This window comes from Lysinibacillus sp. NPDC096382 (assembly GCF_044762845.1).
In the GTDB taxonomy this organism is placed as follows: Bacteria; Bacillota; Bacilli; order Bacillales_A; family Planococcaceae; genus Lysinibacillus.
In genome coordinates, this window is the sequence record NZ_JBIWFC010000002.1 from 214,789 (window position 1) to 235,456 (window position 20,668).

20 protein-coding genes and 1 riboswitch are annotated in these 20,668 nt (G+C 35.9%); of the genes, 4 read left to right on the forward strand and 16 right to left on the reverse strand.

Annotation, left to right across the window (positions count from 1 at the left end):
- The first annotated feature begins 50 nt into the window (after window positions 1–50).
- From ACIQZA_RS04830 to ACIQZA_RS04840, 3 genes are all read left to right on the forward strand, one after another.
- The gene (locus ACIQZA_RS04830; protein ID WP_400938260.1) at window positions 51–419 is read left to right on the forward strand and encodes a hypothetical protein; all 369 of its coding nucleotides are present in this window, start codon (window positions 51–53) and stop codon (window positions 417–419) included.
- A gap of 194 nt (window positions 420–613) precedes the next feature.
- The gene (locus tag ACIQZA_RS04835; RefSeq protein ID WP_402880513.1) at window positions 614–949 is read left to right on the forward strand and encodes a phosphoglycolate phosphatase; all 336 of its coding nucleotides are present in this window, start codon (window positions 614–616) and stop codon (window positions 947–949) included.
- A 548-nt stretch (window positions 950–1,497) separates the two neighbouring features.
- A complete protein-coding gene (locus tag ACIQZA_RS04840; RefSeq protein WP_403009861.1) occupies window positions 1,498–1,686 on the forward strand; it encodes a DUF3888 domain-containing protein in 189 nt (62 codons plus the stop codon).
- 305 nt (window positions 1,687–1,991) lie between these two features.
- Here the strand turns inward: ACIQZA_RS04840 and ACIQZA_RS04845 are convergent, their stop codons facing one another.
- The 16 genes from ACIQZA_RS04845 to ACIQZA_RS04920 form a co-directional block, all read right to left on the reverse strand.
- Complete coding sequence (locus tag ACIQZA_RS04845) at window positions 1,992–3,050, reverse strand: enoyl-CoA hydratase/isomerase family protein (RefSeq protein ID WP_402880512.1); 1,059 nt, start codon at window positions 3,048–3,050, stop codon at window positions 1,992–1,994.
- Window positions 3,051–3,064: 14 nt separating this feature from the next.
- Window positions 3,065–3,850: an enoyl-CoA hydratase-related protein gene (locus tag ACIQZA_RS04850; protein WP_402880510.1), complete on the reverse strand. Its 786-nt coding sequence runs from the start codon at window positions 3,848–3,850 to the stop codon at window positions 3,065–3,067.
- A gap of 26 nt (window positions 3,851–3,876) precedes the next feature.
- Window positions 3,877–5,535, reverse strand: a complete 1,659-nt coding sequence (locus ACIQZA_RS04855) for an acyl-CoA dehydrogenase family protein (RefSeq protein ID WP_402880509.1) — start codon at window positions 5,533–5,535, stop codon at window positions 3,877–3,879.
- Between the two features lie 47 nt (window positions 5,536–5,582).
- Window positions 5,583–6,497 (reverse strand): methylisocitrate lyase, encoded by a 915-nt coding sequence (gene prpB / locus ACIQZA_RS04860; protein ID WP_400938248.1) that lies wholly within the window; start codon window positions 6,495–6,497, stop codon window positions 5,583–5,585.
- A 367-nt stretch (window positions 6,498–6,864) separates the two neighbouring features.
- On the reverse strand, window positions 6,865–8,298 hold the full coding sequence (gene prpD / locus ACIQZA_RS04865) for a 2-methylcitrate dehydratase (protein WP_402880507.1): 1,434 nt from the start codon (window positions 8,296–8,298) through the stop codon (window positions 6,865–6,867).
- Between the two features lie 97 nt (window positions 8,299–8,395).
- On the reverse strand, window positions 8,396–9,517 hold the full coding sequence (gene mmgD / locus ACIQZA_RS04870; RefSeq protein ID WP_402880505.1) for a citrate synthase: 1,122 nt from the start codon (window positions 9,515–9,517) through the stop codon (window positions 8,396–8,398).
- A 192-nt stretch (window positions 9,518–9,709) separates the two neighbouring features.
- A riboswitch (cobalamin riboswitch) is annotated at window positions 9,710–9,904 on the reverse strand.
- Between the two features lie 639 nt (window positions 9,905–10,543).
- Entirely contained in the window at window positions 10,544–11,272 is a 729-nt protein-coding gene (locus ACIQZA_RS04875; protein ID WP_402880504.1) for an MFS transporter, read from the reverse strand.
- Entirely contained in the window at window positions 11,202–11,579 is a 378-nt protein-coding gene (locus ACIQZA_RS04880) for an efflux MFS transporter permease (protein WP_402880503.1), read from the reverse strand. Before ACIQZA_RS04880 ends, ACIQZA_RS04875 begins: the two co-directional genes overlap by 71 nt.
- Window positions 11,572–11,847, reverse strand: coding sequence for an MFS transporter (locus tag ACIQZA_RS04885; protein WP_402880501.1), 276 nt, complete (start codon window positions 11,845–11,847; stop codon window positions 11,572–11,574). Before ACIQZA_RS04885 ends, ACIQZA_RS04880 begins: the two co-directional genes overlap by 8 nt.
- 437 nt (window positions 11,848–12,284) lie before the next feature.
- Window positions 12,285–14,423, reverse strand: coding sequence for a serine racemase VanT catalytic subunit (gene vanT / locus ACIQZA_RS04890; protein ID WP_402880500.1), 2,139 nt, complete (start codon window positions 14,421–14,423; stop codon window positions 12,285–12,287).
- 4 nt (window positions 14,424–14,427) lie between these two features.
- Complete coding sequence (locus tag ACIQZA_RS04895; protein ID WP_402880499.1) at window positions 14,428–15,126, reverse strand: D-alanyl-D-alanine carboxypeptidase family protein; 699 nt, start codon at window positions 15,124–15,126, stop codon at window positions 14,428–14,430.
- Between the two features lie 50 nt (window positions 15,127–15,176).
- Window positions 15,177–16,223, reverse strand: a complete 1,047-nt coding sequence (gene vanG, locus ACIQZA_RS04900) for a D-alanine--D-serine ligase VanG (RefSeq protein ID WP_402880498.1) — start codon at window positions 16,221–16,223, stop codon at window positions 15,177–15,179.
- A 2-nt stretch (window positions 16,224–16,225) separates the two neighbouring features.
- Window positions 16,226–17,053, reverse strand: a complete 828-nt coding sequence (gene vanW, locus ACIQZA_RS04905) for a glycopeptide resistance accessory protein VanW (protein ID WP_402880497.1) — start codon at window positions 17,051–17,053, stop codon at window positions 16,226–16,228.
- 144 nt (window positions 17,054–17,197) lie between these two features.
- Window positions 17,198–18,331: a vancomycin resistance histidine kinase VanS gene (vanS, locus tag ACIQZA_RS04910; RefSeq protein ID WP_402880496.1), complete on the reverse strand. Its 1,134-nt coding sequence runs from the start codon at window positions 18,329–18,331 to the stop codon at window positions 17,198–17,200.
- Window positions 18,321–19,022 carry a VanR-ABDEGLN family response regulator transcription factor gene (gene vanR, locus ACIQZA_RS04915; RefSeq protein WP_400938221.1) on the reverse strand — a complete coding sequence of 234 codons (702 nt, stop codon included), beginning with the start codon at window positions 19,020–19,022 and terminating at the stop codon, window positions 18,321–18,323. Before vanR ends, vanS begins: the two co-directional genes overlap by 11 nt.
- The gene (locus tag ACIQZA_RS04920) at window positions 19,019–19,258 is read right to left on the reverse strand and encodes a helix-turn-helix domain-containing protein (protein ID WP_402880494.1); all 240 of its coding nucleotides are present in this window, start codon (window positions 19,256–19,258) and stop codon (window positions 19,019–19,021) included. The genes vanR and ACIQZA_RS04920 overlap by 4 nt, the downstream gene beginning before the upstream one ends.
- A 483-nt stretch (window positions 19,259–19,741) precedes the next feature.
- Here ACIQZA_RS04920 and ACIQZA_RS04925 point away from each other — a divergent pair, with 483 nt between their 5' ends.
- Window positions 19,742–20,017: a YqhV family protein gene (locus ACIQZA_RS04925; protein ID WP_400938216.1), complete on the forward strand. Its 276-nt coding sequence runs from the start codon at window positions 19,742–19,744 to the stop codon at window positions 20,015–20,017.
- Window positions 20,018–20,668 lie beyond the last annotated feature (651 nt).

The following is a 20,668-nucleotide window of genomic DNA, read 5'->3' on the forward strand; positions in this document are numbered from 1 at the left end:
GCATGTAAGGAGGAATTAACATCAAAAAGATCACCTTTTCCATTATTCTTTTGTTAATTACAATTGGCATCTACGTATTTTATAATCGTAATTCCCAATCTGTTACAGATATTTCCTCATATGCATTTGTTGCGAATTCCGAAGAACAACTAAAAGTAGTAGAAGAGATAAACAAAAAGATTGGAGAAGTTGAATTAACTAAAAAAATTATAGATGGTCTCGTAGAACACGGATTTTCTCCTGACAAAAGAATTCTCTATACAATATATTCACCTGAAAATAAAGTTCTAACAATATCACTATCTAACTTTGATAGGCATGATAAAACAATAAATAAAATAACCAACATTATTAATACAATTTCAAAAGAAAACAATCTCGGCACATTTTCAGTGGAGTTATCAGAAACAAAAAAATAATATTGACTGATAAGATTAGAACAATACTTAGCTCGATTGGGTTTGGCATTATGTTCAGTAACACTTATTTATAAAATTAAAACTTACAAAATTATAAGTTTCATGTAACAAAAATTTAATTGTTATAACTAAAATTTTGTTTTAGAATTGCTCTTGTTGAAAAAAACAAGAAAACATGATGTGAGGAATATTTAATGAAAGACAAACGAATTAAATTTATATCTATTTTGGGTGGTACGACAATTATTGCTCTAGCTCTAATAGCTTTTTTCCTTATCGACCAAGGTATGCCTAAGGAATTTAGTGAAGAAGCATGGGCAAACACTAAAGAAAAAGCAATACAAGCAACAGTTGAGCATTTTAAAAAGGAAAAAAATATCGATATTACAATAAATGAAGTTAGTTCTTCAGGTGAATATGCAACACATGAAGTATATTTAGAAGGTCATGTTGTTGATAATGAGAATAGGAAAATATCTGCTGTTGTAGATACTTCTGAAGAAAATTATCAAGTAAAATCTATTGAATGAACACCTAATAATAATCCACTTTTATAAAACCATTTGAACAGTTTACTTAATTGTTGGCTGTTCTTTTTATTGCACTCTCATAGTGTGCAGTAATAAAAATGGTTTAAATACCCGTTTTGTGTTAACCTTAAATTACATAAATTGGAGGGGTAAAATGTCGGGTAATTTACGTTTCTATACGCAAATTGTTTCAACAATTATTTGTCATCCTTGTTTTCATGAATTTTTTAGGGTATTGGACAGCAGACAGTTTCGTTCAAATAGTATTTTTCTTTAGTATGGTTTTCGCTATTTTCAGTGTGGGTATTGAAACGGAAAAAAACTAAAAACCAGAAGCTGATTGGAATATTCTAATCGGTTTTTTTACTGCACAATATATTTCGGATATTTATTCAATAAAGTGATGGAAATTAAAATTTTGCTTTGGTAAAGTAACCTGTTTTTAAACTAGCCTGCATCGTTAATTCAATAAAAAAGAGCTGCATATGCAACTTAATGATCTTTCATTACTATGGCTACATTAAACAATATGGTTTTTAAATGCTAAGATCCGGCGTATCATCAGAGAGCATGAAGGTTCGTTTAGCTTTCTTACCGAAGTTCAAGTCACAACATTTGAGCATGCACATGACCCTCCTTATGGTAAAGAAACGATGATTTTTGAAGTAAGCCCTAATGGGATGAAAGCAATTAGTTTTCAACATGTAGGAGATAAAGTAGAAAAGTGCATTCTATAGTGCAACACTTTCTGATAGAAGAAATAGGTACCAACATTTTGCTTCCTCAACAAAAGAACCTACAAAAATGTTATAGACCCTGTAACCTTTATAAAAGCAATACTGGTTATATACTCTTTAAACTGTTTGATGGTACAAATAAAAAAAGTAAACAGAGTGAGAAACTGGATTATAAATTACCACCAGTATTTATGGAAAAATGATTGAAGCCTACTGAATCACTAGGCTTCAATTGTTTCAAAAAATTAACTTCGTAACGAATATTGAATTATCAAGCTTTCTGCTCCTTCAAAAAGGATTTTAAACTATGACTTTACACTGTTATCATGAAAAAACTTCTTCTTATCTTCATCTGTAAATTCAGCTAATGTTTTATAGGTATACTGCGGATTTCGATCTTTATCAATGACGACAGAGCGTACACCTTCAAAGAAATCTTCATGTTTTAAAAAGTTTTTTGCTAAGATTAAATCTGTCGCAAAGCATTCTTCTAATGTTTTATCTCGCGCATCTATAAGCTGCTGTAACGTAATTTTTAACGAAGATGGAGATTTAGATAGAAGTAACTGCTTTGTTTCATGTGAAAATTTACTTGGGTCATTATCTAAAGACTCTACTAGTTCTTCCACTGTATAGTTTGAGAAATGTTGATCTATTTTATTTTGAAGGCTGGCAAGTTCACTATTTGTTAATGGGTTGCTTGAATACTCCTCGATTAATTGGTTTAGAGCTGTGCTGATCTCTTTTGTATGCCAGTCAGTTTGTTCGATCCTTGTTAGGAATTTGTGTAGCTTATCGCTTGTCATATAGCTATCAGCACCATTGACAAAAAGAACGTCAGCAGCTTGGATGACAGATGCGGTTAATGCTAAATAGTATCCTACAAAGCCAGGTGCTTTGTTTAAGAAATAGGCTGCTCCAACATCCGGAAAGAAGCCGATATTCATTTCGGGCATTGCCCATTTTGTCCGTTCAGTAACGATTCGGTGGCTAGCCCCAAAGGTTAAACCGACACCACCACCCATGACAATGCCATCAAGGCAGGCAATAATTGGTTTTGGATAGTGATAGATAGCCATATCTACTTGATATTCTTCTTCAAAAAAAACTTCGGCATTTTTGAAAGCTTCCTGACTGGAGCGAGCATTATAAAGTGTTTTAATATTACCACCAGCACAAAATCCCTTCTCACCAGCACCTCTTAGAATAATAAGATGAATTTCATCATTTGCTTGCCATTCCTTTAGTTTCTCGCCGATAGGTTTTAGCATTTCAGTGGAAAGTGAGTTTAAAGCTTTAGGACGATTCAATGTAATGGTGGCTGTTCCACCGTCACTGACCGAAAATAGTACTTCGTTTTCCATATTAAATTCCTCCCTTACGAATGTTTAAATTCTGGCTGTCTTTTTTCAATAAAAGCCTGAACACCTTCTTTAGCATCCTCTGTTAAAAATAGCTCAGCAAAACGTGTTCGTTCAAGTTCCAGTCCTTTTTGAAGATGAACGTTGCCGCCCTGCATTACACAGTCAATTGTACGAGCCACACTTGTCATACTTTTACCATCAACAAAGGACTGAGCAACAGCTTTTGCAGTTGGCAGTAGTTCCTCTGGTTCAGTTACCAGTTGAATAATGCCTAGCTGAAGTGCCTCGTCGGCGCTTAATTGTTTACTTGTTAAAATTAATTGTAGGGCTTTCGCTTGATTCGTTATTCTGCTAAGTCGTTGTGTGCCACCGAATGTTGGAAGTAGCCCAAGTTTTAGTTCTGGTAAGCCAAGAATTGCATTACTCGAAGCGATTCTGAAATGACAGCCTAACGCTAACTCTAGTCCTCCACCAAGGGCTGGACCATTTATAGCTGCAATAACAGGCTTTTTCATAGCTTCAATTTCATCACAAAGAGCTTGACCTGCCTCGGCCATTTGCAATGCTTTTTCCTGTTGCCCAAAAGCAGAAACAAATTCCTTAATATCTGCACCAGCTACAAAAAATCGCCCGGTGCCCGTAATAATGATGGCGTTTGTTTCTTTGTCTTCTGCTAGCTCTTGGAAAATGAGACGAAGATTTTCAATAGTTGCTGATGACAACGTATTTGCTGGTGGATGATCTAAATGAATAATCGCGATGGAACCTTCTTTACTTACATTGGCAAATGTATCGACCATGATCTTTTCCCTCCTGTTTATGAAAATTAACTAATAGATTTTGGATTGTTGATGATACTTCTTGCAATCTCTCTCTTCTTCATAAAGAGATTCTGATGTAGGGGAATGTTTAAGTGTTGAATATCATCCAGCCATGTTTTTCGTATTTGCTCATTTGTTTCAGCAGCAGCAATAATGTCAATTGTTCTTTTTTCTATTTTACGATAACCCTCTTGGCACAATATGTCTGTCATCAAATTTTTCGTTTTTTCACGTGCTGCCTTTTCCGTTCTCAGTAAAGAAGATTCCATGATATAAATATCCTTTGCTATATTAGCCAACAGACGCATGTATTCCTGCTCTTGTTCCAGATTAATTTGTGCAGCTGAAATGACAGTCATTGCCATTTGCATTAAATGCTTGGATAGCTGGATATATTGGTGATTATCATCTGCTGGTTGGCACGCTCCTAAAAAATTTTTTGTAGAAGCTGTTTGCGTATGCTTTTTATAAAATATTTTAGCAATTGTTAAGCGATTGATTTCATTTGTTCCTTCAAAAATACGGCTAATTCTTGCGTCACGATACAAACGTTCTACTTCATAATCTTGCATATAGCCATATCCGCCATGTATTTGAACAGCTTCATCTACAATTTTGCCAAGTGCTTCCGAGCAATTGATTTTATTGAGTGCACATTCCATAGCAAAATCGGCTATTTTTTGAACCATGGACTCTTTACTTTCTAACTCAATAACATCATCCATTTCTCCAGCTGTTCGGTATGCAGCACTTTCTGCGCCATAAATTAAAATCGCCATATTAGCAATTTTTTCTTGAATCATTGTAAAATCAACGATCGGCTTTTGAAATTGTTGCCGTTCCTTACCGTAATTCACTGCTAATTGGAGCGCCTGTTTGGAAGTTCCTATGTTTGAAAAAGCAAGCTTTAGGCGTGCCATATTTAATATATTCATAGCAACTTTATGGCCTTTTCCAACCTCTCCAAGAACATTGTCCCTTGGTACGACAACGTCCTCTAAAATAAGTGTAGCCGTCGAAGACCCTTTAATTCCCATCTTCTCTTCTTCCTGCCCTATAGATACCCCTGTTAAAGTACGCTCTACAATGAAAGCGGTCATTCCTTCGTTTGTTTTTGCAAAAACAACAAAGATATTTGCTAGCTGGGCATTGGTAATCCATTGTTTTTCACCGTTTAATACCCATGCTGTACCATCTTCATTCAAAATCCCATTTGTTTTTGGATGTAATGCATCTGAACCTGCGTCTGGCTCAGTCAGGGCATAGGCTCCAATCCATTCACCTGAAGCCAGCTTAGGTAAGTACTTTAGCTTTTGTGACTCATTCCCAAAATAGACATAGGGCAATGTGCCAACTCCTGCATGAATATTGTAGGAGACACTAAAAGAGCCCCCGTAGCCCATTCTTTCTGCAACAAGCCCCGAAATTTTTTTATTGAGTTCAAGCCCCCCATAGTCTTCGGGTATCTCAATGGCAAGTAAACCAAGGTCACCTGCTTTTTGAAATAATTGACGGGTGACATCATATTGATGCTGTTCAATAGCTGAAATATTAGGTGAGACATCCTGTTTAATGAAAAGCTCTGCCGTTTTTGCTATGAGCTCTTCTTCATCATGAAAGTCCTCAGGTGTAAAGATCGTCATTTTGTTTTCTAGTTTATCCATACAAGCCCTCCTTGAAAGAAAGAGGAGAAAAGCAGATTGCTTTTCTCCTACTTGATTTCCTCTTTAGGTAAGATAGTTTTCGCCAACTCACTATCTAAATCTTCGAATTTGTAATAGGAGATTGTTTCATATAATTCACTTCTAGTTTGCATATCCTCAATAGCTTCCTTTTGAGTCCCCGTATTTTTTATTAAGTCAAACACTCGCTCATATGCTTTGGCTGCTACTCTCATTGATGTAACGGGATAAATAACCATAGAATAGCCCATTTTTTCAAACTCCTTAGCTGTATAATAAGGTGTTTGCCCAAATTCAGTCATATTTGCTAATAAAGGAGCATCTAGCTCACTAGCAAATTGTTTAAACTCTTTTTCTGTTTGCAGAGCCTCTGGAAAAATAGCATCTGCTCCAGCAGCTACATAGGCATTTGCTCTTGAAATAGCTTGTTCTAAACCTTCTACAGATCTTGCATCAGTGCGGGCAATAATAACTAAAGTAGGCGCTATTTGTTTAATCATTTTTATTTTTTGTATCATTTCCTCTTGGGATACGAGTGTTTTACCATTCAAATGTCCACATTTTTTAGGAAGATTTTGATCCTCTAACTGTACAGCAGCTACTCCAGCCTCTACCATTTCGCGAGCTGTACGTGCAACGTTTAATATACCGCCAAAGCCAGTATCAATATCCACTAGTATTGGTAAGTTAGTAGCTTGGATAATTTCACTAGCACGTTGCGCCACTTCATTTGAATAAATTATTCCTAAATCAGGTAAGCCCCTACTTGCTGTGTAGGCAGCTCCAGAAAGATATAATGCCTCAAAGCCCACTTTTTTAGCCATTAAGCCTGCCATCGCATCATGAGCTCCTGGTATTTGCAAAATAGTAGAACGCGTTAGTAAAGCTCGAAATTGGTCAGCCAATTGTTTTTGTGTCATTACTTCATTGACAATCCACGCCATTTTTAAAGACCTCCTATTAATCAATATGCCGCGGCATAATTGAGCCCGGAATCGGCTTTGTGCTTAGCCCTGCAGATGTTTTTTGCGCGAAAGCGAAGCGGCAGCAACAGATGTTTTTGTGCGAAAGCGAAGCGGCAGCAACAGATGTTTTTGTGCGAAAGCGCAGTGCTAACGAAGCTTTAGCAACACCGAAAATGCTGGGCGGTTAGCCGTTATCGCATGGATGTGATGATTTTAAACTAACATCCTCCATTGAACTCCTTTCCGATTCCGTGACATCCGCCGGAGGCACTTCTTTCAGCGGATGTTTGGACACCCGCTATAAAGTGACTTATTCTTTCGATACATAAAACACAGCTGAAAAAAGTTAGATGAATAAATCTACAAATTCATGAACAGCACTATTTTCGAGAATCTCTTTATTAGCACAAAGCTCATTAATTTTACTTAATTGTTTTTGACAATAATGTGTACTAATATTTTGTTGGAATTTATCAATGATTTTAGGGAATGCTTCCTCACGACGGAAACGATGTCCTAAAGGATATTCACACGCTACTAATTCTGATGATGTCCCATCTTTGTAATAAACTTGAACAGCATTAGCAATAGAGCGCTTTTCAGGATCTAAGTAATCGATCGTATATTGTGAATCTTCAACAACAACCATTTTATTTCTTAGTTCATCTATGCGTGGATCTGCTGCCACGTCATCTTCGTAATGGTCTGCGATAATATCACCATAGATCAGTCCAATTGCTGTGATGTATTGAATACAGTGATCACGGTCAGCTGGATTATTCAATGGGCCCTCTTTATCAATAATGCGAATAGCTGATTCATGTGTCGTAATGACAACTTTTTCAATATCATCTAAACGATTTGTCACTTCATGATGTAAATGAACTGCACATTCTGCAGCTGTTTGCGCATGAAATTCAGCCGGGAAAGAAACTTTGAAAAGAACATTCTCCATAACATAAGAGGTAAGCGGTCTTGCAAGCTTTAATTCTTGTTTATTAAAGAGTACGTCTTGGAATCCCCAGCCAGGTGCAGATAAGGCCGTTGCATAACCCATTTCACCTTGCACAGCCATCATGGCTAATTGTACGGCTCTACTTGTCGCATCTCCTGCTGCCCATGATTTTCTTGATCCTGTATTTGGGGCATGGCGGTATGTTCGTAAACTTGAATTATCAATCCAAGCATTTGATAATGCATTGATAATTTCTTGACGAGTTCCACCTAATGCCTTTGTCACAACCGCTGTTGTCGCAATTTTGACATATAATACGTGATCTAAACCAACGCGATTCAGACTATTTTCTAATGCTAATACCCCTTGAATTTCATGGGCTTTAATCATCATTTCTAAAACGTCTTTTATTTTAAGAGGCTCTTTGCCTTCAGCAATACGTACACGACTCAAGTAATCCGCAACTGCTAATATGCCACCTAAATTATCAGAAGGGTGTCCCCATTCAGCCGCAAGCCATGTGTCATTGTAATCTAACCAACGAATCATGCAACCAATATTGAAAGCACCTTTCACTGGATCAAGTACATAGGAAGTTCCTGGAACACGCGTACCATTTGGAACAACCGTACCGGGTACAACTGGTCCGAGTAGTTTCGTACATTCGGGATACTGTAAAGCCAAAATGCCGCAACCTATAGTATCTAATAAAACATAATGTGCTGTTTCGTAGGCTTCTTCACTTGTAATCGTTGTATTTAATACGTAATCGGTAATATCAGTTAGTAATTGATCTGTCTTAGATAGTTCATTTGTTTTTATCATCTATATCTTCCCTCCGTTGCATGAATTTGCTATACTAGTATACTGATGGACATTGGTCAGAATGCCCATCAGCTCTATGGCGAGTTGTTAAACTTGATTATACCGACAATTCTTCAAGGTTATGACGCTCGCCAATATAATTGACACGAGGTCTAAATAATCTATTATTGTCATGCTGTTCAATTACATGAGCACATAAGCCGATCGTTCGTGAGCCAAAAAAGATTGGCGTATATATTTCAATTGGCAATCCAAGCATGTAGTACACTGGTGCCGCATAATAATCTAAATTTGGGTATAACCCTTTTTCCTGTACCATCACTTTTTCACCAGCTTCACACATGTGATATAAGCGATGATCTCCTTGCTGCAAACATAATTTGTGTAAAGCCTTTTTCATAATTTGCGCTCTTGGGTCCATTTTTTTCATATAAACACGATGGCCAAAGCCCATAATCTTTTCTTTATTTTGCAGTTTGTATTTCAGCAATGTTTCAAAGCCTTCTACTGTTTTGGCTTCAAGAAGCATATACATCACTGCCTCGTTTGCCCCACCATGTAAATTACCTTTCAATGATGCGACCGCGCCAGTTAAAGCACCATACAAATCAGATTGTGTTGAGGCAATAACACGAGCCGTAAACGTCGAATTTGGCATCTCATGTTCACTATATAAAACGAGTGATTGATCAAAAATTTCTTCTTCTAAAGCAGTTGGTTTTCTGCCAGTTATCATGTAATAAAAATTGGCACTATAGGAAAGCTGGTTATCAGGCTCCACGACATCTTGACCATTTAATACACGATAGCTATTCGCTACAATATTTGGCATACCACCTAAAAGTCTATATGCTCGCGACAAATTCATTTCAGTAGAACGATCATTGATTTGCTGATCATAGCCTGCTAACACCGAAATGCCTGTTCTAAGCCCATCCATAGCATGCGTCCCATCAGGTAATAACTTGAAAATTTGAAAAATTTCTTGTGGAACCTGGTAATTAGATTTCAATTTAACCTGTAAATTAGCTCGTTGCTCGGTAGTTGGTATTTCTCCATGCAACATTAAGTAGACAATGTCTAAATACGAATATCTTTGTGATAACTCAATCAAATCATAGCCTCGAATCACAATCTGACTTCCTACAGTGTCTAAAAAAGATAGCTTTGTTTCAGCGGCAATGATTCCATCGAGACCTGGTGAATAATTTAACTCCATTCATTACAACCCCTTTGTTTAATTATTCTTGTAAGCGTTACCATTAAAACACGAAAGAACAACAAAAAAACAACTTCTACCCCTTTGAGAAGTTGTTAATCTACAAAAGCATGATAGAGCAAATAAACAGTGAATTTACATGAATTCACAAAGATCATGTAGTAGCTAACACCTCCCTATCCTCGTAGGTCAATTGATGCTTATTTAGTGGCAGGTCTCCTGACTTATGATCAACGCTACAATAACACCTTCCCATTTTGACAAACAAAACAGTGGCCTTGTTATTGAACTCCTAAATACAGTTGCGGGACAGTGTTGGACTCTCACCAACTTCCCTTTTAATCAAATGGAATCAACTCCATTTGAACCACCAAAATTTAGCATATTCAATTTGTCATTTTACCTTAACATAGAGTTTTTAAAACAAGCAATATAAGTAAAACTCGGAAGAGACAGACTATCATTAACTATTTTTCTTTTTTGGTGAACTATTCTACATTTTTTAGCAATATTTCGTATAAAAAAGATTTTTAAAAGGATCCCGCCGAACCGGCATTAGAGAGGTTACTTTAAAAGAAAGGCGATCTCTTTTAAATTTGAGCTTTATTAATCGTGAGAAATTTGGGTACATTTAGGAATTACGAAAATTTATAGGAAGTAGTCCGATTATAAGTGTTGGAGCAACGATTCTTGTGCTGAATGATGAAATGCAAATTCTCTTGATATAATGAATCAGGGGTTATCTGAAGGGCTAAACAAACTATTGAGGAAGTATCAATTTGTTTTAGTGATATTGTGAGTTCTTTTCCTGTTTGGTTACTAAAAACGCCAGGATCAATGATTTACCAATGAGCCTGGCGTTTCGTTTTTTCTATTGACATATGCCGGTTTTATATTTGTGTTCAGCAACTTCGTTTATTGTTCCTATGACTAGCTTGCGATACAACATTTAAAGAAAATAGGAATTGTTATGAATGCTATTAGTTTATCCATTTTTTTATATTAAGTTATTCTTTCAATTGAAAACTAGTGCAAATGATTCGTTGGTCGTTTTACAAATAACGCCAATAACAGACCGATTACTGCCACAATCACAATAGTGCCGAATGTAAATTGTGTACCTACTGCAACTAGTGTTTCAGGGCTTGCTTTTGAATGCTCTACTGTAAAGCGGTGTTGTCCTGTTGTCATAAGTGTAATGGCTAATGCGGTACCTGCTGCACCTGCAATTTGCTGAAGTGTGTTTATGACAGCGGAACCATGAGAATACAACTGTTTTGGTAAATCATTAAGTGAGTTTGTTTGCGCCGGTATAATAGTTGTTGAGACACCTACGTAGAAAATCATACATGAAACTATGATTAACCAAAGTGGTGTTGTGGCACTAATGACAAAGGATAATATACTCGTTGAAATAACTAAGCATAAGAAACCAAAACGTAAGTAAAACTTTGGACCAACACGATCAAACGTTTTTCCGACAATTGGAGCAAAGACGGCATTTAATATGTTTCCTAATAACATCGCAAACCCAGCATTCGTTGCTGAAAGTAATAATGATCCTTTTAAATACAGTGGCATAAGAATCGCAATGGCTAACAGTAATGCGAATACAATAAATATTAAAACTGAACCAATAGCGAAATTACGATATTTGAAAACATGTAAATCAATCATCGGATGCTTACTTGTAAATTGACGCCATATGAAAAATAAAAGAGCTACAATGCCCAATACTATTATGATTGTTGCCAATGTAGAATCTTTCTGAAATAGTACTTAGTCCATAAATAATACTACCAAATGCAATTGTTGAAAGAACGATAGATAAATAATCGATTTTCGGTTTTGTTAGCGTTGAGACATTGTACACTTTTGGCATAAAAGTGAAGAAAATAATGATATATAGGGCAATGCTTATCCAGAAAATATAATGCCAGCTAGATATATCGACGATAATACCAGCGATTGTTGGCCCAGTTGCTGGAGCAAGTGTAATGACCATCCCCATTGTTGCACTACGTTTTGCGATTGGTACAACCATGAAAATTACATTAATCATAAGGGGTAAAATTAACCCTGTACCAACTGCTTAAATCCCGTGATAATAATAAAATTGAAAATGTTGGCGCTAATGCACCAATTATTGAACCAACAATTGAGAATAAAATTGCGATTATAATAATCCAACGTGTTGAAATCCATTGAATAATAAGGGCAGAAATGGGTACTAAAATTCCCAATACTAATAAATAGCCTGTTATTAACCATTGAGCACTAGTTGCACTGACGCCAAAGTCTCTCATAACATCGGTCATGGCTATATTCATGGCTGTCTCTCCAAAAAGGCCCACAAATTTGATTCATAATAACTGTATTGAGTAAATATATGCACTCTATTGCGGAAGAAAAAATTATACCCTTAGTAACACAATAAGATTATAATAAGAGGCTGCCCCGTTAGTTGAATAACAGGTAGAAAAAGTTCCTGAGACTATACTTCTATTAATTATACTCAAACTATATCTTAAAACACACATAAAAGCTGAACTAATATCAAAATTAGTTCAGCTTAAAAAAATAGCATATTATAATGTTGCACATTGTATATAGATCCAGAAATATTAAGTTCATTACTTTAATTATTGACTTTTAATAAAATAAATAAGTATCCTAGAGTTATTTTTATACTAATTTAGCGTGTACCATAATTACCAAATTTATATTTAACTAAAAAACATTATAATAACAGATAAGGCTATCAAAATCACTTTGTCTTACTCATCAATCTTGTTCCCAATCTGCTCAGCAGTTCATTCGATAGGCTGCCAGAATTGTTGGCGACCTCTGGTGCAGTTAGTTCCATTTCACCATCTCTACCAATTATCGTAGCAATATCGTCAACTGCCACATGAGGTATATCCGTTACATCAATTGCTAGGTGATCCATACAAATTCTCCCAACTATTGGTGCTTGATATCCATCTATTAATACATTACCTTTCCCACAAGATAAATTTCTTGGTACTCCATCAGCATAACCAATGGGTAATATTGCAATTAAACTATTTCTGCTTGCAGTAAATGCTCTTCCATAACCAACCGTCTCGCCTTCCTTTATCGCTCGGATAAGAATAACCTTGGATTTCAGTGATAAAACTGGCTTTAAGTCTAATTTTAATTTGGTTTGGTCAGTTGGCGAACTAAGAACTCCATATAAAGCTATACCAGCTCTTACATAATCACATTGGAGTTCTGGATAATTCAGTAATCCATAGCTGCTCTGTATATGCACTTTATTCGGGTTAACCCCGTTTTCCAACAACATACCTATTAAACTATAAAAACGGCTTATTTGAATCTGTGTAAATTCTACATCCTTAGGTAAAAGACTATCTGAAACACATAAATGCGTATAAATTCCACAAACACCTAATTGCTTTGTTTTAAATATCTCGATTATCTCAGCTATATCATCAACATCAAACCCAAGGCGTTTCATACCAGTATCAATCTTAATATGTGATTTAAGATTGTATCCTTGATGACTTAAAGCAACGGCATAATTATAATCAATAAGGCTTTGTATAAGGCTGTATTTATGAAGTTCTTTCGCTCTGGTTGGACAGGTATAGCCCAAAATCAGTATTTCACCTTTAACTCCATATTTACGCAATTTAATACCTTCATCTATGGTTGCTACCGCAAAGGCTTTTACACCTATTTGATTTATGAATGTCGAAACTTCAAAGGTACGATGCCCATATGCGTCTGCTTTTACGACAGCCATCAGTTCGCAATCTTTTGGCATTGATCCCTGTAAGATACGTACATTATGCTCAAGATTGTTCAAATCAACCTCAATCCACGATCTGTTCATACTATTTTGTACCTTTTTCCTGTAACGCAATTTCAGGCGACTATAAAGCCGCAAAATAACAATAGATGCAACGATAGAAAGGACAGATACAACAACATAGTGAATAAGACTATTCTCTACTAAAAGCGGCTGCATACGCAGGATTGTGGCAAGCATTCGTACTAAGACAATGATCATTGGATGAATAATATAAACAATTAAAGTTAACGAGCTGAGTGCCTTAATTCTTTTTCCCTTCCAGTAGGTAAGGGCATTAAATAAAAAGAACATACATGGCAGAAGCATCATATACATACTGTCGTGTCGTTGTACTCCCCACTGATGAAGTGCCATCCCCTCGCCAAACAAAAGTGCTAAAGATATGACAAATCCAATAACACTTTTTTTGAGGCTCACTTTTATTGCTTTATCCGCTATTATGCCACCAAGGACAAAAAATAGTGGGGCAAAGAAAAGTCCATTTCGTGTGTAATCAGCTACCTCAAACATCAGCTCGAACATCTTTTTAAGAAACGGTATTTTTTCTGCAAAGCCGTAATAGCTATCGCCAAGCATACCCACTACATAGAGAATCATAGTAACAATGAGTGCGAAACTCACCCCAACTCTTTTCAACAGATACCATGCAATTGCAGCACCGATGATCGATGCAGGCAGGTACCACAAATGATATAAGGTACCATCGAAAACAATATCTTTCATGATGTTTGGAAGTAGGTTATCCATCGAAAAATAGCCGTTGTAAATGTTTAAAGGTACATACAGCAAGATGGCTATTACATATATAATAGACGTCTTTTTGAGAAAGATTTTCAATTTATCGGAATTGTCATTGTACCGGGAAATCAGAAAAAAGCCTGATGTCATAAAAAAGAAAGGTACGGCAATACGTGCAATAATCCGAGTTAAGATGAAATCGACTGTTTCACTGTATGAGAATAGCGGAGATGTATGGACGGCAATAACTAGTAATGCGGCAGCAAATCTAAAATAGTCAATGCCTACATACGCTCTATTCTTGTTCATTTTTTCACCTCCAAATCGTCACAATAAAACCGTCTACATTATTGCCAGATACTTGATAGATTGCATGCTCAGGTATAGTAATTTCCACGCTTTCTGTATGACAAGGAACGAAAAATAGTTCGATTTCTTTTCCGTCATTGCCCAATATACGAAGATGTTCTTTGTTATAAGTGAAATTCCTCATATATTCAATGTATTCCTCAAGTGACAGATGTTCTTTAGCCATCACTTCGGAATGAGGATACCCAACATAGCGAAAATGCCATGGTTCATGAGAAATCCCTGTTATCGTTTCTTTGTCTGATTGATAACGCTCAATAAAGCCGTAATAAGGTGCTGTTTTGCGAAATTCATTGCAGATACCCTCATACGGAAAATCTGGTCGAATGAAATCTATCACCTCTTGTTTTAATCCTAAGTCAATGGCAAGTCCTGTATGATGCTCACTATGGTTAGGCAAAGCAACATAGCTTTCAGTAAAGCTTCGACCATTGTCACGCATTGAACCATTATATATATCTTCTTGTTCAGCTAACGATCGGTGTCCACTCACTGCAACAATTTGATCCGCACAGCCGATTTTGTCAAAAATGCACTGCAATGCATTTACAGCATTACGCTTCATACGCACATCCGGATACTTTTCATCAACGGCTGAAAATCCTTCCACGCTATGAGAGTGAACGGGATAGTGGGCATTCACAAGGATCAAGTCCCCTGTATAAATTTGAGCTTTATTTAGAATGATCGTTTTCATTTTATTGTGTATAAACCAATCAGCTTGTCCAAAATTTCCTCATAGGACAGACCGATGCCTTTCATCATATTTGGATAACGACTATGAGAAGTGAAGCCAGGGATCGTATTGACCTCGTTAAATACGATCTCTCCCGATGGTGTCAAAAACATATCTACTCTTGCAAAACCTGAACAGCCAAGTATTTGATAGATAGTTTTTGCCGTTTCCTGTATTCTCTTTTCGCAAGTTTCATCAATTCGTGCTGGCATATGAATTTTCGAGGTTTTTAGGCTATATTTCTCTGTGTAGTCAAAGAAACCGTTCGATAATTCAATTTCGTCTACTCTGCCTACAAGCAAGTCATCTATTCCTAAAACTGCACACCCAACTTCAAATCCTTCAATCGCTTCCTCGATAATAACCTCACTATCGTGTTCAAACGCCAAAGCAACGGCTGCCTGTAATTCGGATTGGTCGTAAATCTTTGAAATGCCAATCGATGAGCCTGCTCGGACTGGCTTTACAAACAACGGATACGCTAAATCTTTTGACAAGCTAAGTGCTTCCTGCATTGTGGATCTTCTCATTGTTATTGCTTTTGGCGCAGCAATACCTGCAGCTTGAACAAGTTTATGTGCTCGATCCTTATCCATACATAAAGCCGAAGAAAGGATATCACAACCAATAACTTGTATTCCTGCTATTTCAAACAACCCTTGAACTGTTCCATCTTCACCATTTTTTCCGTGCAATAAAGGCAAAGCAAAATCAAGTTTCGTCACATGGATACCTCCCTCTGAAAGTTCAACAATACCGCCTACTGAACAATTTTGAGAAACAATAATAGGGGTAAGGTTATCGGTGTCATCAAGCCACGAGTTATTAAGAATATGATCGAATTCTCCATCATAACGATACCAATCACCTTGTCTTGTAATACCAATTGGAATAATTGTATATTTCTTTGCATCTAAGTTTTCCAAAATCGAGAAAGCACACTGTAACGATACGGGATACTCCGAAGAATTCCCTCCGAAAATCACTGCAATATTAGGTTTCATTTTTATTTCCTCCATGTTTTGTCGATTTCAATGTCATTAGGTAGCTCGTACCCTATTTCACAAGTATTGTTATATAGAAAAGCTTGTTCGTTTTGCCCTGTTGTAACATCTGTTCTAATGCGATCAACAGAAGCCTTTTGAAACAGTTGGCTACCAACTTTGTCATATGAAACAGATTGATTAAAAATCTTATATTTATAGGTTTGCTCCTTGTCAGAACGGATGTGACCGTACATAAATTCTTCGTCAAAGGAGATGTTGATCTGAAACGTACTATCTGTTTCATTTCTTACTTTCAAATCTAACCAACCTTCATTAATAGTTGCATCCGTTCCAAAGGGTATTTCCTCTGTTGTAGATGGAAAGGATTCAACAGCATGCCCGTGTCGCTCTACAAGTGTTAACGGTGTATGAAGGAACATCCAGAACAGCATGTTACTTAGCTGACTTATCCCTCCCCCATATGAACCTACAATTTTTCCATTCACGAGGTTTAAGCCATCCTTGTATGGTTGAAAGCGGTCTGCATATCGTACAAGTTGCCAGAAAGAAAAAGTTTCATTTGATTTTATAATGAACTTATCGAGCGTTTTTGCGGCGAGTTTCAAATTGTGTACTTTGTTTACTTGGTACTTCATATCAAATCCGCTGTTTTTATTCAGCATCAATGATGATGTTGAAAACACCTCATAAGGCAAATTAATTACGGCGGTTTCCTTTGCATATTCGTCGCCGTCTAAATACATCTTTATATAGAAGAATTGCTTCCTTTGCCATTTCCGTAAAGGAAGCAGAAACGGAAACATCTGCGTTACTCTTTTCCGTGACACTGCATACACTCCTTTGTTTGATTCCACTCAAAACAAAAAGCACTCTTGTTTTGATACGATAATTGTATCCATAACAAGAGTGCCGTTTATTTGTTTACTCCAACGACTTTATACTATTTTTCTATCGAATTTCTTACAATTTTCCTACGAAAGAGGAAGGGTCACTTCAAAACAAGTCAATTCGTTTTCGCTATATGCCATAATCGTGCCTTGATGAAGTTCAACAATATCCTTTGCGATAGCAAGTCCCACCCCAGCTCCGCCATTGCTTGAACTACGGGCAGTATCTAGACGATAGAATTGCTCAAATATTCGTTCAAGTTTTTCTTCAGGTATTGTATTCCCATTGTTCGTGAACTTTAATGTTATATGACGATCATCCTGTTTGGCGGATACTTCGATCGTCGTGTCCTCATAACTGTAATTAACAGCATTGCTTAAAAGATTATCAAAGACACGTTGTATTTTATCCACATCACATTTTAGTATTATATCCGGTACAGTTTGCAACGTACATTTCAATTTTTTCGTTGCGAACATCGTTTGGAATTCAAACACTAATTGTTCAAGCATTCGTGTTACATTCACTTTGCTGTATTCAAGCGTAATATTTGATAGATTAAACCTGGTGATTTCAAAGAACTCATTGATCAAATCTTCAAGACGCTCTGCCTTATCCAATGAAATAGATAAATATTTTTCTCGTAATTCTTCAGAAATTTGGTTTTCATCTCGGAGTAGCGTAAGATACCCTATGACAGATGTGAGTGGTGTTTTTAAATCGTGAGCAAGATAAACGATGAGGTCATTTTTACGTTGTTCTGCGAGCTGGGTATCCATTTTCCTTTTTTCTAAGGTATGTTTAATCTGATTTATCTTTTTTTCAGTAGCAGATAATTCCGGGGATAGTATAACATCTCCAATGTCCTCTTTAATTAACGCATCAATACCACGATTGACCTCAATGAAGTACTTGGTAAATTGATTAAGATAAAATCGTAAAAGGATAATAAATACACCGGCGCATGCGGCTAACATAATTAATTCTTCATTATTCCGAAAGATTTGCTGATATACTGTCATTGCAACATCGTAATCTATTTTTAGCACACGATTAAGAAACCAAACTACACCATTTGCAAATCGCCCTTCTAGCACAACACTAAAGAGTAAAAAGAGAATAACAGCGCCAGAGAAAACGATAATGGCTGCTCTGGAAAACAGTTTATTCCGCAACTCTTTATATTCCCTATTATAATCAATCTTTTTATTTTTCAATTGTGTAACCTACCCCCCAAACTGTTTTAATGAACTTTGGTTTTTTGGCAGGTTCGTTCAGCTTTTCACGCAATCTTCCGATATGGGCCATAACAGTATTATTATTATCAAGATATTTTTCGCCCCAAACAGCTTCAAATAATTCTTCCGAAGAAACTACTTTACCTTGACGTTCAAATAAATACCAAAGGACAGAGAATTCTTTGGGCGTTAACGAAATTTCCTTTCCAAACAAACAGCATTTATGCGTTTCTCTATTAATTAGTAATCCTTTTAATTCATATTCGTTAACGATCACTGTGTTGTTCTCAGATGTATTGTTATACATTGTATAGCGTCTTAGTTGGGTCTTCACTCTTGCTACTACTTCTAACGGATTAAATGGTTTTGTTATGTAATCGTCAGCTCCAATAGTAAGTCCCATTATTTTATCGCCATCTTCAATCTTTGCTGTCAGCATAATAATGGGATAGAAGTACTTCTCTCTGATTTTCTGGCAAATTTGAAACCCTTCAATATCAGGGAGCATAACATCTAAAATAGCCATATCTAGTTTGGTGGACTCTATACATTTTAGAGCATCCATACCATTGTAAAATTTATATACCGTATATCCATCATTTTTAAGATAAACCTCAAGCAAATCGGCAATCTCTTTTTCGTCGTCAACAATTAAAATATGTTCATTCATACTTGCATTTTTCCTTCCTTGTTATCGAAGATCGCCTCCATAATATCACCAAAGTCGCATTCAAGAACTTGACATATGCCAAGTAAGATAGGAAGCGTAACATTTTCATTTTCCCCAAGTTTTGCAAAGGTGCTTTTACTTGCACCGACAGCTACATAAGTTGGCTTTTTTTGCATACCTCGATCTATTAGTAGCTTCCATAGCCTGTTATAACTGACTTTTAATTTAACCTCCACGATTGAATTTTAATAATAATTTCAATATAACACAAATAATCGGTCTTTATACGCAGCCCTTTACACTAGTGAAATTGCTCCTTGTCATCAATTATTTTTTAAAAATCAGGAATGTATAATCCTAGTTTCAACTAACTTTCCATGGATTAAATTGTTGAATTTTTACCTAAAGATATAACGCGTTCTACTTTGACAAAGAAGTTATATTCTTTAAAAAATCGTTAGTATTAATTTTTCATCACCACCAAAGGAATTGTAGTCTAAATTAAAGGGCTTTAGAAATAAATTCTTTGAACTTTTAACTAGAAAATCACTTATTAAATGAACACTATAAAGCATAATATAACAAGAATAATTAACAGGAATCATACATATATTGATTTTAGTATTTCATATTAAAACAGAAGTCTACAATTATCCTAATGATGGAAATATAATATAAGAGAATTCATTTTCACCTCAAAAATTATCAATAAAGATTGGATGATGACAGTTATTGAAAAATCGGTTCTTGCTATGGTTATTTTACGTGTATTGTCTGGAAGTATTGAAGTAAGTGCTGGATTGTTGATGCTAAAGTTGAATAATTTAGAAAAAGCATTCTATATTAATACAATGCTTGCATTGGTTGGACCAACAGTTTTAATCGTAACGACAGCAATTGCATTATTTGGACTAGCTGATAAAATTCCTGTGACGAGAATCATTTGCCTATTTACGGGAATTACACTTATTATTGTTAGCTCACATGTTAAGTAATACTAAAGTCAAGTAATTCAAAAAATAATAAAATTCTTCAAAAAGTATGTTTTGCAATTGATGTTAATTACATTATTATAAATTGACACACTCTAACGGCTGCTCCATTACAACGTACATATCAGTATACCAATGGTAGTTAAAATGCAAATTGAACAAAGTATCATAGCAAAATGGACATTCCATTCATAATCCTTGTTAAACTTTTTATTACAACATCACATTTATTAGCCAAACTTCCTTTCTGAACAATATCTTTTGATTTTTTATCCTAATAATATTCATTAGTTTGCTGTAGCGTATGACGACGATGCGTTTTTCTATGTATAAATAACAACTACTTGCACAAATTAATATTGAGTGTACCGCACACACTTATTCGGTTGTGGCGTTGGTTGACCGTCACATCCTCCCTCATTTAGGGTCACCTTAACTCAGTGACCCTTTTATAATTTTTTCTCAAATTATTCAGTAACATTACATTGTCTCCGATAGTTTTCTACTTGAATAAAGAATGAAAGGCAACTTCTTTCGGCTTAACATGGATCGACAACATTCTTTCGACCTCTACCCATTTGGTAAAATAAGTTCCTCTATCTTATGATATATTTGGCATTGCAGAGCTTACCCTGGTAATTGTTCTGTTGTACA